This is a genomic window from Myxacorys sp. (assembly GCF_059501405.1).
The window spans coordinates 1-15,034 of record NZ_JCACCM010000076.1; the positions used below are offsets into that span (position 1 = coordinate 1).

The 15,034-nt window shown below is 48.6% G+C and carries 9 protein-coding genes; 2 read left to right on the top strand and 7 right to left on the bottom strand.

What is annotated here, in order from left to right; translation table 11 throughout:
* Positions 1-66: 66 nt before the first annotated feature.
* The 3 genes from recG to AC5I6P_RS07450 all read right to left on the bottom strand — a co-directional run bounded on the left by recG (position 67) and on the right by AC5I6P_RS07450 (position 6,014).
* The gene (gene recG, locus AC5I6P_RS07440) at positions 67-2,562 is read right to left on the bottom strand and encodes an ATP-dependent DNA helicase RecG (protein WP_495693119.1); all 2,496 of its coding nucleotides are present in this window, start codon (positions 2,560-2,562) and stop codon (positions 67-69) included.
* Between the two features lie 18 nt (positions 2,563-2,580).
* A complete protein-coding gene (locus tag AC5I6P_RS07445) occupies positions 2,581-3,045 on the bottom strand; it encodes an NUDIX hydrolase (RefSeq protein ID WP_495693120.1) in 465 nt (154 codons plus the stop codon).
* A gap of 209 nt (positions 3,046-3,254) precedes the next feature.
* Positions 3,255-6,014, bottom strand: a complete 2,760-nt coding sequence (locus AC5I6P_RS07450; protein WP_495693121.1) for an AAA family ATPase — start codon at positions 6,012-6,014, stop codon at positions 3,255-3,257.
* 292 nt (positions 6,015-6,306) lie between these two features.
* Here AC5I6P_RS07450 and AC5I6P_RS07455 point away from each other — a divergent pair, with 292 nt between their 5' ends.
* Positions 6,307-7,182 carry a foldase protein PrsA gene (locus tag AC5I6P_RS07455; protein ID WP_495693122.1) on the top strand — a complete coding sequence of 292 codons (876 nt, stop codon included), beginning with the start codon at positions 6,307-6,309 and terminating at the stop codon, positions 7,180-7,182.
* Between the two features lie 63 nt (positions 7,183-7,245).
* Here AC5I6P_RS07455 and AC5I6P_RS07460 read toward each other — a convergent pair whose 3' ends face one another.
* The 4 genes from AC5I6P_RS07460 to AC5I6P_RS07475 form a co-directional block, all read right to left on the bottom strand.
* Positions 7,246-7,938 carry a molybdopterin-dependent oxidoreductase gene (locus AC5I6P_RS07460; protein WP_495693123.1) on the bottom strand — a complete coding sequence of 231 codons (693 nt, stop codon included), beginning with the start codon at positions 7,936-7,938 and terminating at the stop codon, positions 7,246-7,248.
* Between the two features lie 77 nt (positions 7,939-8,015).
* Positions 8,016-8,627, bottom strand: a complete 612-nt coding sequence (locus AC5I6P_RS07465) for a cytochrome b/b6 domain-containing protein (protein ID WP_495693124.1) — start codon at positions 8,625-8,627, stop codon at positions 8,016-8,018.
* Positions 8,628-8,700: 73 nt separating this feature from the next.
* Positions 8,701-10,095, bottom strand: a complete 1,395-nt coding sequence (locus AC5I6P_RS07470; protein WP_495693125.1) for a (Fe-S)-binding protein — start codon at positions 10,093-10,095, stop codon at positions 8,701-8,703.
* Between the two features lie 8 nt (positions 10,096-10,103).
* The gene (locus AC5I6P_RS07475; RefSeq protein ID WP_495693126.1) at positions 10,104-11,408 is read right to left on the bottom strand and encodes an FAD-binding oxidoreductase; all 1,305 of its coding nucleotides are present in this window, start codon (positions 11,406-11,408) and stop codon (positions 10,104-10,106) included.
* 202 nt (positions 11,409-11,610) lie between these two features.
* Here AC5I6P_RS07475 and AC5I6P_RS07480 point away from each other — a divergent pair, with 202 nt between their 5' ends.
* Positions 11,611-15,033, top strand: a complete 3,423-nt coding sequence (locus AC5I6P_RS07480) for a PAS domain S-box protein (RefSeq protein ID WP_495693127.1) — start codon at positions 11,611-11,613, stop codon at positions 15,031-15,033.
* Position 15,034: the final 1 nt, after the last annotated feature.

Here is a 15,034-nt window from a genome sequence, read left to right on the forward strand (position 1 = left end):
CGAGATGAACTGTTCCTACTCTAGCAGTTATCATTACTTCCGGGGCACTACCAATGCGTCTAATCGCTAGGTCAAAATCGCGCCACCCATGAGACGCTGGTAGCGGTACTCCAATTCGGCTTTCATTGCGGCCCAACGATCGAGGGTTGGATCTTTCTCCATCGCTTTTTCTGCTGCCCCTCGCGCCAGTTCCAACACGTCTTGATCTTCAACTAAACTAGCTAACGCAAAATCAGGCAAGCCTGATTGGCGAGTGCCTAACACTTCACCAGGGCCTCGAAAGCGCATATCCATTTCTGAAATAAAGAAGCCGTCTTGCGATTGTTCTAATACCTTCAATCGTTGGCGCGAGGTTTCGCTTTTAGAACTGCTCATTAGCAAACAGAACGACTGTGACCCGCCTCGACCGACTCGACCCCGAAGCTGATGGAGCTGAGATAAACCAAACCGCTCGGCATGTTCAATCATCATCACCGTTGCGTTTGGAACGTCTACGCCGACTTCGACAACAGTAGTTGAGACTAGAATTTGCGTTTTGCCATCTCGAAATGCGGTGATCGCTTCGTCTTTTTCGGCAGAACTGAGACGACCATGCAGCAAGCCAATTGTAAAGTCAGGAAAGACTTCTTGGAGGTTTTGATGTTCGTCGATCGCAGACTTGAGATCTAATTTCTCAGACTCTTCAACCAACGGCAACACGATGTAAACCTGCCGTCCTTGGGCAATTTCACGGCGCATTAGGTCGTATGCCCGCTGGCGATCGCGCCCTGTTAAAGCCGTCGTTTGAATCGGTTTTCGTCCGGGCGGCAATTCATCAATTTGGCTCACATCTAAATCGCCGTGCAACGTTAACGCCAACGTTCGAGGAATCGGAGTTGCTGTCATGGTGAGAACATGAGGATGTTCACCTTTTTGCTGGAGTCTAGCACGCTGCTGAACACCAAATCGATGTTGTTCATCAATCACAACTAAGCCCAACCGCTCGAAGTTCACAGTGTCTTGGATCAGCGCATGAGTGCCCACAAGCAGCGGCAATTCTCCCGTTTCGAGTTGAGCATGAATCTCTCGACGTTTGGCAGCTTTTGTCGATCCGGTTAATAACTCAACAGGCAAATGCAATTGATTAAACCAAGTCACCAGCTTTCGATAATGCTGTTCTGCTAACACTTCAGTCGGAGCCATAAAGGCTGCCTGAAAGCCTGATTGAATTGCTGCCAAAATGGAGATTACAGCAACGACTGTTTTACCTGAACCGACATCGCCTTGCACCAATCGATTCATTGGCACGGTTTTTTGAATGTCATTGAGGATATCGTTCGTCACCCTAACTTGAGCATTCGTGAGTTTGAAAGGTAGGACATTGTAGAATTCGTCAACCAAACGCCCGGTCGGAGCAAGCGCAGCGCTCGCTTGGGTCTGCTGTTGAGTTTGACGCCGCTTCAGCATCCCCAACTGGAGATAGAAAAACTCATCGAAAACCAAGCGGCGACGAGCGGCATCGAGGGCATCGCTGTTTTGCGGAAAATGAATGCTCGCGATCGCATCTTGTACCCCAATCATGCCGTATTCTTTCAGCAATCCTTTCGGCAAGGCTTCCTGCAAATGCACGACCGCAGGCAGGGAGGCTAGCACGGCTCGTCGGACTAGATCAGCGGTAACACCTTCGGTTAGGGGATAGATTGGTACAACGCGACCCACCGTTAATGACTCAATCGCATCCGCCGAATCACCCAACACCTCAATGTCAGGATTGTCGAGCGTGATCCCAAATTTGCTTTCTTTAACCAATCCAGACGCTGCGATCGCGGCTCCGGTGGGGTAGAGCCGCTTTTGTTGCTCTTGCCAACCACGACTGGCGAATCGGCTTCCCATGTAGAATCGGCTCAGTTTCATCTGAGCGCTAGAATCACGAATCGTCAATTCCAAAATCGTCAGTTTTGTGTTGCGCGGACTGGTGAAACAATTGCAGCTTTTAATCGTGCCAACGATCGTCACGGTTTCGCCTGCTTCTAGATCGCAAATCTTCACTTGGCGAGCGTAATCGATATAATCTCGCGGATAGTAATACAGCACATCCCGAACACAAAATAAGCCCAATTTTGCCAATTTTTCGGCGCTCTTCGGGCCAATTCCCGGTAAATAGGTAATTGCCTGATCGAGAGCGACCGGGGCAGCAGAGGCGGAGACGATTGGGGTGGTACTTGGTGTTTTTGAGGCAACCGCACTGATCGGTGATGCAGATGAAGTGTCATCAACGCTATATTTCGCGGAAGGCGCGTCCGACCGAGTGGATTCAGATTCTATCGTTTTCTTGATTTGGTGTAAGAACCGCCGCGTTTCTGCTACTAAATGCTGTCGCTGGGAAAACGTCAGGTCAGGATAGCTGGCAAATTGGTCGGCAATTTCCTGACATTTGGTGCGATCGCGCCCCTTTACTATTTCCGAAGGCTGTCCTAACGTTAGACACAAAAACTCACTGAAGCGGTACTGATTCCCCTCCAGATCATTAAACCCACGTTCTGCCTCAACTGAGAGCGCTTTCTGCAACCGCACCAAATCCATACGTTAACCGGATAGGCACTACTTAATTTTAGTGTGACTTGACTCGATGAAGTTTAGCAAAATTTGTTGGTGCGTCGCGCCAAGCGGCCGAGTCTGATCGGCATTCTTAGAATAGCGATCGCCTCTGACAATATCATCAACGCTGAGCAATCCGAGATCCCATCCTTCCATCAGCACCAATTCGCTCACCTCGACGGTGAGCGGGGCTTGAAACACATGACGCACTACTTTCTCGTCTTGGTACACGCCAAATTTTGTAATGCTAGGAATTTGGTAGCCAATTTCTTCGAGCAATTCTCGCTCAACCGCTACTTCCGGCGTTTCCCCCGGTTCAATGTGCCCGCCAAATAAACCCCAAAATCCGGGATAAACAATTGTGGGAATATTGTCCCGCAACTGCATCAGGAACTGATTGTTTTGGTAGAGAATCGCGATCGCAACCTCAATTCGATTCATAACAGCATCACTATCTTTAGCGCTCATTCTACAACTCCGCTGTAGAAAATGTTCTTGCGGCAGCTTGTGACTGTGGGGTTTCACTGGATCATTACAGTGTAATTCTCTACAGTGCAAAAGCAAAATTTCTGTGTAAAAGTCCAAAGTTCAACCAAAATCAGGCACTGTTGCTGATTAGCACTAATCAATTGCGGTTGCGAGAGCGATCGCTCCACTGCAAGATCAGGCGACCTCAACTATGCTTCTCGTTCGACCAGAATGACATTCTCTGTCACCTTCTCAAACGTGTCATCGTGGCTAATGACAAACAGTTGACGAAAGGTTTTGATGTTAGCGATCGCTTCTGCCAAACTTTCGCGACGGGGCTTGTCCATATTAGTGGTCGGTTCATCAAAAAAGGCGATGTTAATATCGGCTAACACTTTCAGCAACGCCAGTCGAACCGCTAACGCAGCACACATTTGCTCTCCGCCCGAAAGGTTAATGAATCGGCGCGGATGAGCGCCTTCTTGAATCACAATTTCATAATCGCGCGTCCAGTCTAAGGCGACATTGGGACGATTCATTAATTCCCGAAATAGTTTATCAGCTTCCCGCGAAATGCTCTGAACGTAGCGTTCTGTGATTCTAGGTCCAGCTTCTTTATAAGCTTTACGAGCAAACTTAATGAATCGCTCTGTTTTTTGTTTGCGCTTTTGCTCAGCTTGCGCCTGAGTCCATTTTTCTTTAATAAGCTGAAGTTTAGAGAGCCGGACTTCGTATTCTTCTAAGCGTTTTCGCTTTTCAGGTAGCATTGCCCCTAGTGTAATCTGTTGTGTTTTTGCCTCTTGATAAATTCGCTGTACTTCTGCTACTTTTTCGGGGTCATAAGTTTCTGCTAGCGTTGCCTTTTGATTCGTTAACTCGACCAGTTGCTGATGCAAAATTTGTAACTGATCGGCTGCCTCTTCAAGCTGTTTTTTGCGCCCTTTGTAGCTATTTGCAGATTGCTGGTGTTCCAAATAAACTTGATAATCTTCGCGATGCTGTTCGCGTAATTCCTGCTGATAATGAATTTGATTAGTGAGGTCGGCAAAGCCTTCTAATTGACCATTGAGATCTGCGATCGCACGCTCCACTCCTGCAACGGCTTGCTCAAGGCGTTGTTGCTCGGATTCTAAAGTTGCCTGCTGCTTCAGTTCTCGGTGCAGAATCTGGGTGCATCCACGGGGATTATCGAGCGCTTGGAGTTGTCCTGCAAGATGACCTAACTGTTGCGCTAGTTCAGGTTCTAAGGTGAGGTGCGTTTGGGCTTGAGCAAGCTGCGATCGCACCTCATCCACTTCGGCGGCAAGCTTTTCTTCATCATCAAACTTAGCGTCGAGTGTGAGGTATTGTGCCTGCTGATGTCGGGCAGTTTCTAGCTGGGTTTGGGTTTCTGCGATCGATTGTCTCAGTCGGTCAGCCAGCAGTTGTTCAGACAAATCCTCCAAAATGCCTTGCAAGTCGCGCATGAGTTGACCGTGAGATTTGGAGCCGTTGCCCAACGCCGTAAGCACGTCCTCGATTTGAGTTGACCAAAGCGGTGTGGCTTGCTGGAGTTCTTTTAACGTTGCAGTAGCGGCTTGAATTTGATTGCTGTGGATCGTCTCTCGCGTTTGGGCTTGCGTTACGATTTGGCGTAAATCTGATTCAAATTGAGTAGCTGCCTCAATGCGGCTAAGCTGTTGCCTGTAGCGTTGAAGCTGCTGTTCGAGATGAGGAATTTGATGGACGATCGCGCCCAGCGCTTCTAGCCGCTCGATTTCGTTGCTTAACTGTTTCTGACGTTTTTCAAGCTGAACAAGCCGCTTCTGATCTCGCGTTATGGTTTGCCGCCAGCTTTGGCAATTCTGTAACTGCTGGTTCACGGCTTGTTGTTGCGTCTCAAGGTCGGTTTGTTGTTGAATCAGTGGCTCCAATCGCTTGAGTTCAGCTTCAACCTGCGATCGTCGCTCAATCTGTTGCTGTAATGTAGCAAGTTGGGTTCTGTACCCACCGAGGGTTTCGGTCAGGTCTTGCCGTTTTTGCAGGAGGTCTTGTTGAGTAGAGCGATGCTGCTCTAGTTCTTTTAGCGTTGCTTCCGCTTGCAAAACAGTTTGATAATGCTCTCGACGAGTCGTACAAATTTCAACGGCTTTTTCTGCGGTTACCAAATCAGCTTGAAGCCGTTCAGAGTTGAGGCGCTCGGCCTGAATGCGAGTGCTGAGGTTTTCGAGTTGCGAGGTTAGCATCTGGACTTGAGCGGCAACTTTGCTGTAATCGTCTTGCTCTTTTTGAAGTTCTTCTAAGCGTTGTTGCCAGTGGGTGAGATCGATTTCAATTTGTGTAATTTCACCACTGACTTCTGTGCGCTGCCGAGTGAGCGGTTCCCATTCTTGCAACAATTCATCGTACTGTGTAATCTCTCGGTCTAATCGTTCTGTCTCAGCTTTTGCATATTTCTCTAGAGATAGCATCTGCTGATTGACTTGGCGATATTCTTCAACTTTTAGAATTGCATCGAAAATGGGTTTACGCTTTTCGGCGGTTTGCAGAAAATCGGCGGTAAATGTACCCTGCGGAACGCCGACTGTATTTGAGAACAGTTTTGCTAAATCCGTTCCGGCCGGAACGCCCAAATTCTCTCTCAGCCACGGCAACACCTCTTCTTTGATGCGACTGTAGCCGAGTTTTTCGCCCAATTGCGGATCAAATAACGTATAGCCCGATCGCGTGCAGCGCTGCACCTCATAGGTTCGCTGATCTCGGCTCGACACAAAGCTGACACGTGCTTGGGCACTATTGGCCCCATTGCGGATCAGATCTTCAATCTTGTAATCGCCTTTGTAGTCAAATAAGACCCATGCGATCGCTTCGAGAATGCTCGTTTTGCCCGCCCCATTTTCGCCGCAAATAGCGTTGGTTCCAGGCTGAAACGGGAAGTGGCGATCGCTGTGAGACTTGAAGTTTTTGAGGCTAACCGAGAGAATTTCCATGAGTTGATTCTAGAGGAGATCAGGCGTTCTGATCTCGAATCGCCAATGGATTAAATTCTAACGCTGGTTGCCCACTTCTCGGCTCAACAATTTATGCTCAACAATTTATTCAGTGAAGCGCTACTCAGACTTTTTTTCTAAGGATCGGCTGACGCGCTAGAAACCCATTAGAAACCCATTGTATCCTGTGCGATTTGCAACATTAGAACACGTAAAATCCGTTAGTAGAGCAGCGATGCGCTAATCTTTATCGGCGTTTACTCCAAAAAATTCCTGATGCAAAACGAATGCGTTGTTAGATCTATCTACTCAAGCAGAGTATCCAGATCTCCAATTCTTTCAAGGAGCCGGAAATTTGGAAATTCATCAGGATTACGGTCTTCCTCAGCCTACCCCACCCATTAGACAATGCATTGTTGTCAAGCAGTTGAGACTTTTACCAATGGATGATCGCATTGCAGCTTCTCCTGCGCCTGACGAGATCGTTAAATTTTTGAGAAAAAATGTTCAGTACAAAGAGGTTTGTCAACAGATTGTGTATCAGCGGATTGTTCAAAAGGTGGCGCGCGATCGCGGGATCTGCGTGACATCGCAAGAGATTCAGTATGAGGCAGCCCAATTTCGGCAGCGCTATCGGTTACAGCAGTCGGCAGATACCTTAGCTTGGCTTGCCGATCAGCAAATGACGCCTGATGACTGGGAGTCAGGTATCTGCGATCGCTTGCTCGTTCAAAAGTTAACCAAGACCCTGTTCAATCAAGAAGTCGAACAGTATTTTGCCAAGAATCGGTTCCAATTTGATCGCGTGGTGCTCTACCAAATGATTTTTTCCGATGAACAATTAGCACAAGACGTGTTCTACCAAATCAAAAACTCTGAAATCAGTTTTTACGAAGCTGCCTCCCGCTACGGTCGGGATGAGCAACCCCCATGCTGCGACTATGCACAGTTTTACCGTTGGATGCTGAATCCTAAAATTGCAGCCAGTGTTTTCGATCAGCAAATTGGACAGGTTTTAGAACCTGTCGAAATCGAGCAAGGCTACCATTTGATCAAGGTAGAAAGGATTTTATCCGCAGAACTAACGCCCGAATTGCGACAAGAACTTTTGAATCAACGGTTTCAAACCTGGTTAAAAAGTGAATTAAATTGTGTGTTGCAGGATTAAATCGGATCGCAGCGGCATTCATTAATGCTGGAATGATTGCTCTAGTCAACGCTATTCATTCCGTTACAATCCAGCAAACCACTCATAGCCTTGATCTTCCCAATATCCCTGATTCCTTAGCAACTGACTTTTCACCGTGATTCGAGTGACCCATTTGCTTTGCTTGTAACCCAATTTAATTGGTGCAGCAAGCCTTAAAGGTGCGCCGTTGTCAATCGGCAATGGCTCACCGTTTTTTTGGTACGCCATGAGGGTTTGCGGATGCAAACACGATGTCATGTCCCAACTTTCGTAGTAGCGATCGGCAGATTGAAAATAAACATATTTCGCGCCATCTTTGGGCTGCGCGAGTTGAATCAATTCTCGGAGCGGAACGCCGCCCCACTGGACGATCGCTGCCCAACCTTCAACACACACATGCCGAATCACCATCGAGCGAAACGGTAGTTTGTAGATTTCATCCAAGCTAAGCTGCAGGGGATGATTCACCTCGCCATCAATAGTGAGTCGGTATTTCGCTGGATCGATCTTGGGCGTAAATCCAAACGTATTGATCAACAGCTGTTCTGGTTCAATTTGGCTGATTGGCAGTTCTGGAACAGGCGTCTGTGGCTTGAGCAGCAGCTCTTCAATCTTCTGATTAAATGGCTCGGTGAGCGTTCCGGCGACATCGGCAAGGTAGCTTGCGCCGCAGCCCGACAGAAGAAGCCCTGTGCTAGAAAGTCCAGTGAGGTGGAGAAATTGACGACGGAGCATGGATGAGGGATGAGGGATGAAGATTTATTTTGTTACTGAAACTTTGTTACTGAAACTTTGTTACCAGAACTATAGAGTTACCAGAACATCGATTCTATAAGCTGTGTGCCGCCGACTTTGAGGGCGAGGAGGGAGTGCGCGATCGCAAACCCGATGATTGCCGGAACGGTCATAAAATGCACAATTCGCAAGGCTTCCCAGCCGCCGAACGCATCGACGATCCAGTAAAACTGTGCGGGTTTATACATGCCAATTCCGGTGAAGATCGCTAGGAGAAGGATGGGTACGATCGCGGTGTAAACAATGCGATGCCACGCGTAGGCTTTGCGTTTTTCGTTGCGTCCCACTTGCAACGCTTTTACATCATTGCCCCCCACAAACCGATGCTTCCAACGCCGAGTCACTAGGATGTAAAGTCCATACCAAAGCAGGTTTAGCGCAAAGAGCGTCATCGCGGCAAAGTGCCAATCGCGTCCGCCTGCAAGCCAACCTCCCAAGGTGAACAACGGAAAAATGTGCATTCCCTGTCGTCCACCAAAAACAGGATTAGCGTTGTAAATTTGCAACCCACTGGTCAGCATAATAAATACGCTAACAACATTAATCCAGTGAAAGGTTTTAGCTAAGATCGCTTGCTTGGGTAATTTTGGCAACCGAACGGGTTGGCGTTCTACAGAATCGCTGGTCATAGAATTAATCTCTCACCTAGTCATATTCGTTCTCTACCTGTTGTCGTAGATTTGTGCGATCGCGAGGCTGCTCTTAGCCTACGCCGCTTTTTTCATGCGTTTGCCCCAGCGGTAGCTTCACGCCTCGAATTGAATAATCTAGCAACTGCATCGGATGGAGTACCGGAACAGGTTTACTTTGTAACTTCAGATGTTTTGAAATTTGTACATAGCAGCCAATATTGGCTGACGCAATCACGTCTGCTCCAGTATTCGTAAGATTGTCAACCTTTTGCCGTCCTAACTCTTCTGCCACCTCGGGTTGAAGAATGTTGTAGACCCCAGCGCTCCCGCAACAAATCGCCGCATCGATTGGCTCTCGCAGTTTCACTCCCGGAATTTGCCGCAGCAATTGGCGCGGCTGCACACTAATTTTCTGCCCGTGTAGCATGTGGCAGGCATCTTGATACACCACGGTTAGCAGCTCATCTCGAAGTGGCGATCGCTGCGCCGTTAGTCCAACCTCAGCGAGAAATTCCTGCACATCTTTAACCTTGCTCACAAATTCCTTCGCTCGCGTGCAGTACTCGCGATCATCCTCCAAAATATGACCATACTCTTTCAACGTGTGCCCGCAACCTGAAGCATTGATTAGAACAGCATCTACATTCAGATCGGCAAAGCTATCTATCATTTGGCGGGCAAACATCCTTGCCTGTTCCGCTTGCCCTTGGTGATGAGACAGCGCCCCACAGCAGCCTTGTGTTTGTGGCACAACCACTTCACAGCCATTTGCCGTTAGCACTCTCACGGTTGCATCATTCACCTCTGGATTGAACAACCGTTGTACACAACCGAGAATCATACCGACACGATAGCGTTGCTCTCCCTGAGCCGGAATCAACGCCGGGATTGTATCCTTAAACGCTTGCGGTGGAATTTCCGGTAGCATTCCTTCCATTGCGGCGAGTTGAGCAGAAATCCGTTTCAGAAATCCGAGCGATCGCACTACCTTTTGCAATCCTGTTTTTTGGTATAGTCCCAACGGACGCAGCAGCGATCTCATTCGATTCGGGTAGGGGAAAACCGAGAAAATTAGCTGTCGTAATGCTTTTTCGCTTAGCGATCGCTCATAATTGCGCTCGATCTGCGGACGGGTGGCAGCGATTAATTGGTCATATTGCACACCAGATGGGCAAGTGGTAACACACGCCAAACAGCCTAAACAGGAATCAAAATGCGGCACGGTGGCGTTAGAAAGTGAGCTTTCTCCTTCGTTGATGCTATCCATCAAATAGATTCGTCCCCGTGGCGAATCCATTTCTTTGCCAATGACGCGATAGCTCGGACAGGTTGACAGACAAAATCCACAGTGAACGCAAGAATCGATCAGCGACGGATCGGGAGGATGGTGAGCATCAAAACCTGTCCCTTCAGCTAAGAGAGCTGTCAACGGTTTAGAGGTAGTCGAATCGTTGGAGGGTTGCATCTTAAATCTTAAATATTGCCTACAAAACGGTGAGGACTTAATCGGTGTTCTGAATCAAATTGATTTTTAACTTGCGTCATCAACTCTAGAGCATTGCCAGTGTAACCCCAGATATCGATGCTTTGTTTAAGCTGTGTTGGCGCTTGCAAAACGGACAGATACCCGCCCAACGCTTGGAGCCGCGATCGCGCCTCTTGAATTTGAACAGAGCGCACTCCTTCTACCACAAACTGGCCCAAACCACTTCCAGCATGAATCACGGCAATTGCAGTTGGCATTAAACGTTCTATCTCACAAAGCGCTTCCACAGCGTTAGAAGGCTTTACTCCAATTTTGCATAGAATTGCATGGCTCTGTGATGCGTCACTCATTAAACCTCTCGATGTCTGCCACAGATCCGCTTCTGCATCGTTAACATAACTTTCTACAGATAAGTCTAACGCAGATGCTATTTCACCTAGCCGCATCACCTGCAATTTCACACTTTCAGAGACGCTCTGAAACTGAACCACTAAACGAAGTCCTTGCTCTAACCTCAAATCTAAGACAGATGGACTCAGAGCAGAACCAAGTAAGGCTTGCAAGGCTTGCGCAATTCCGTCTGGGCGGTGCTTTGTGCCAGTTGTGTCTCCAGTCAAAACGACCGTTTGAGAGGCAGGCGGAATCGGGTAGACCCGAAATGTTACTTGCGTAATGATGCCTAACGTTCCGTAAGAACCCGTTAGCAATTTCATCAGGTCATAGCCTGCCACGTTTTTAACAACCCGTCCACCGGCTTTCACGATCTGCCCATCATGGCGGACAAAGGTAACGCCCAACAGCATGTCTCGCACACTGTGGTAGCGATGACGCAGCGATCCGGCATCCCCAGTGGCAACAATGCCGCCTAATGTAGCGCGTTCCGAAGAAACGGTGGGATCGATCGCGAGAAACTGTCCGGCTTTACCAAGGATTTGCTGCAATTCGGCAAAGGTCAGCCCTGCCTCTGCGGTAACGGTGAGATCTCCGATCGCATGCTCGATCAGCCGATTGAGCCGCTCGGTGCTGATCACCAACGTTATGCCTGACACTAATCCGCCCCAATGCAGCTTACTGCCACTGCCCATCGGCAGCACGCGCCACTGATGCTGGTGGGCAAACTCCATTACCGAGGCTAATTCTGCTTCGGTGTTCGGAGAAACTACATAGTCTGGCGCTGCCCCCGGACGGAGCGATCGTAGAATTGCCTGCTGTCGAGACGCCTCTACGTCATTCCACGCTAGCAATGCTGCGGGACTGACCAACTGTTCTAACCGTTGAGCAACTGCTTCCATTCGTAAAATTACGCAAATTATCAAACCTTGAGCCTTACACAAAGCTAACTCTACGATAGTTTTACCTAGAGAAATTTGGGAATTTCTATGGCACGATCGCAGGGTTATTTTCATTATCGGGGAAGACCTCGACATTTCCTCAATCCCATTCAAACTGCAAGCTGCCCGCGATTCGCGCAAGGGTAATTCCTAAGGAACCGCAATGCAACCAATGGACTCATCTACCACTCAACAGGCTCGGAAGAACTCGCAAAACCAACTGCCCTCTGAGGCAATTAGCCCTCATGATCCGCCTTCTCAAACCAAGATTGATCTTGAAGCCGAGATTGACCTTGAAGCCACGATTAGCGCAGAATGCAACTCTCTGATGCTGCAGGCTCAGTTGCAGCAAGAACGGCTGGCTCAGTTGCCTGCTAATGGTGAACCCAAACCGCTTCCCTTTCTGGCTTGTGCAAGAGCAGAAGCGGCGCTGCAAGAAAGCGAAGCTCGCTACCGTCGCTTAATGGAAACGGCAACAGAAGGAATCTGGGTGCTAGATGCAATGGGAAACACCCAGTTTGCCAATGATCGATTGGCCCAAATGTTGGGTCAATCGGTTGAAGCGTTGATTGGGCAACCGTTTCTAGATTTTGTGGATGTGAGGAGCAAAGCACTCGCCCAAAAAAGTCTCGATCGCGTCCGCTATGGCATTCAAGAACAGCAGGATTTGAGGCTTCTCCACCCGTCTAGACAAGACTTGTGGGCGATCATGTCTGCCAGCCCAATTTTGGATACCCGAGGACAGTACACGGGCATCTTGGTCATGACGACCGATATCACCGAGCGCAAACACACTCAAACCACGCTAGAGTACTCGCTTTGTCTGCTACAGACGACCCTCGAATCTACAGCAGATGGCATTCTCAGTCTCGATGTATTCAACAATATTTTGAATCTCAATCGCCGGTTTATTCAACAATGGCAGTTGCCAGAAACGGCGCTTTCTTTTAAAAATTATCAGCAGATTCTAGACTATACGATCGCGCAACTAAGACAGCCCGATCGGTTTCTAAAACAGCTTCAAACCGAGTCCGAACGTCCCGATTTAGAAAGCTACATTATTCTCGAATTGAAGGACGATCGCGTCATTGAGCGTTACTCTAAACCTCTAATGCTGGGAGATAGCGTGATTGGCAGAGTGATTAGCTGCCGGGATGTGACCGAGCAAAAACGAGCAGAAGCGGCGCTGGCAGAGAGTGAAGCGCTGCTAAGAACGGTTGTCACCAATACACCCACCATTTTGTATGCGCTCAATCGAGACGGCACATTCACTTTGGTTGAGGGGAAAGGACTAGAAGCGATTGGATTACAGCCACGTCAGGCGGTTGGGCAGACTGCCTTTGAGCTTTATTGCGACTACCCAGAAGTTTTGGCTGACCTCCAACAAGTCCTAGATACCGAAGAAGCGTTTAATTCCACATTAGAAGTAAAGGGCATGTTCTTCGACAATCGCCTGACGCCTCTTTACAACGAGCAGGGCGAACTTTTGGAATTAGTAGGTGTGGCCACGGATATCACGGCTCAGCTTCAGGCAGAAGAAGCTTTACGCCGCGCTAAAGCCGAATTAGAATGCCGTGTCGAAGAACGCACTTCAGAATTGCAGGCAATCAACCAGCAACTCCAGCAGGAAATTACTCAGCGCAAGCAAATCGAGCAAAGCTTACGAGAAAGCCAAGTTTGCCTACGATTGATGAACAGCATTTCCACGGGAGCCACTGCTGGGCTCTCGGTAATGCAATTGATCGAAGCAACGGTGGAAGAAATCGCGCTCCACTTCAACGATGTGCGGGTGCTGTATAGCGTCATTGAGCGCGATCGCGTCGAGGTGCTTCACTCGGCTCAACCTGAGACGATGCCCTCGCTCAAGGGCCAAATCGACGAATATTTGGGGGTATCTGACTATCTCAAGCTGTTGGAACATCGGCAGTCAATTAGTATTGAAGATGTGCAAGAAGAGCCACTGTTGCAGGCGATCTGCGATCGCATGGTCGCCCGAAAGACGCGGTCTCTGCTGACCGTTCCGCTCCAGCATTCAGGAACTCAAACCGGGCTACTCAGCTTGAGTGCGCCTCAGCCTCGGCAGTGGAGTACTCATGAAATTGCAACCTTGACTGAACTGGCAGATTATTTGTCGATCGTTTTACAAGAGGCGCAGGCACAGCAAGAGCGCCAACGGGCGGAAGATCGTTTGCGGCTGTTTGAGTCGGTCGTGGTCAACGGCAGCGATGCGGTGGTGATCACTGAGGCGGACTTGGACAATCCGATCATCACGTATGTGAATGCCGCGTTCACCCATATCACAGGGTTTGAGTCGGAAGAAATCCTCGGTCAAACCCCACGAATTTTACAAGGACCCAAAACCAACCGCGCCCAGTTAGCGCGGATTCGGACGCTCTTATCGCAACGAAAATCAGTGCAAGTCGAACTGATTAACTATCGCAAAGATGGAACAGAGTTTTGGGTAGATTTGACGATCGTGCCGATTATCAATTCCGACGACAACGTAACTCACTTTGTCGCCTTGCAGCGCGATATTAACGATCGCAAGTGGTCAGAGCGAACGCTCATGGCCGCCCAGGCACGCCTGAAATATCTGCTGTCATCTAATCCATCGGTGATCTACACCTGTCAGCCCACGCCCAATCGGGCTTGTACGTTTGTGAGTGAAAATGTTACTCAACAGCTTGGATACGAGATTTGGCAATATCTCAAAGATTCACATTTCTGGGTCGATCATATTCATCCCGATGATCTGCCCCAGGTCGTCAACACGCTGCCTCGGCTCCTAGAGACGGGTGAATTAACCTGTGAATATCGCTTTCTGCATCAAGACGGCTCCTACCGCTGGTTGCGCGACGGGATGAAACTGTTTCGCGATCGCAATCACAATCCAGTGGAGATCATTGGCTCGGTCGTAGACATCAGCGATCGCAAGTGGGCAGAAGATCAAATTCGCGCCTCACTGGATGAAAAAGAAGTGATGCTGAAGGAAATTCATCATCGCGTTAAAAACAATTTGCAGGTGATCTCAAGTCTGCTAAAACTGCAAGCGGGTTACATCAACGATGAGCAAACGCTAGAGGTATTTAAAGTCAGCCAAAATCGAGTGCGAGCGATGGCGCTGATTCATGAAAAATTATACCAATCTGAAGATTTAGCCAAGACCGACTTTGCCGAGTATATTCGTAATTTAGTCACTGACTTGCTCCGGTCTTACTCCATGAGTTCGCGAGTGGTTGAACTCGATCTTCAAATAGACGAAGTCCGTCTTAGCATTGATACTGCTATTCCCTGCGGGCTGATCATCAATGAGTTGGTTTCCAATTCGTTGAAGTATGCTTTCTCAGAATCACAGCCTGGTAGAATCGGCATCCGCTTGCGCGCCGAGCCTGAAAATCAGTACATTTTAGTTGTTGAAGATACTGGAGTTGGCTTTCCCGACTATGTAGATTTTCGCAAAACAAAATCTCTTGGTTTGCAGTTAGTTTGCAACTTAACCAAGCAGATACAAGGTGTTATCTACCTTGATCAGAGCCAAGGAACCCGCTTTACGATCGCGTTTGCGGAGTCGAAATCTAAAGGGTGAT

Coding starts and splice junctions, on each gene's coding strand:
- AC5I6P_RS07475 (WP_495693126.1), bottom strand. CDS start 11,408: ATGGAAGCAGTTGCTCAACGGTTAGAACAGTTGGTCAGTCCCGCAGCA.
- recG (WP_495693119.1), bottom strand. CDS start 2,562: ATGGATTTGGTGCGGTTGCAGAAAGCGCTCTCAGTTGAGGCAGAACGT.
- AC5I6P_RS07465 (WP_495693124.1), bottom strand. CDS start 8,627: ATGACCAGCGATTCTGTAGAACGCCAACCCGTTCGGTTGCCAAAATTA.
- AC5I6P_RS07445 (WP_495693120.1), bottom strand. CDS start 3,045: ATGAGCGCTAAAGATAGTGATGCTGTTATGAATCGAATTGAGGTTGCG.
- AC5I6P_RS07450 (WP_495693121.1), bottom strand. CDS start 6,014: ATGGAAATTCTCTCGGTTAGCCTCAAAAACTTCAAGTCTCACAGCGAT.
- AC5I6P_RS07480 (WP_495693127.1), top strand. CDS start 11,611: ATGCAACCAATGGACTCATCTACCACTCAACAGGCTCGGAAGAACTCG.
- AC5I6P_RS07460 (WP_495693123.1), bottom strand. CDS start 7,938: ATGCTCCGTCGTCAATTTCTCCACCTCACTGGACTTTCTAGCACAGGG.
- AC5I6P_RS07470 (WP_495693125.1), bottom strand. CDS start 10,095: ATGCAACCCTCCAACGATTCGACTACCTCTAAACCGTTGACAGCTCTC.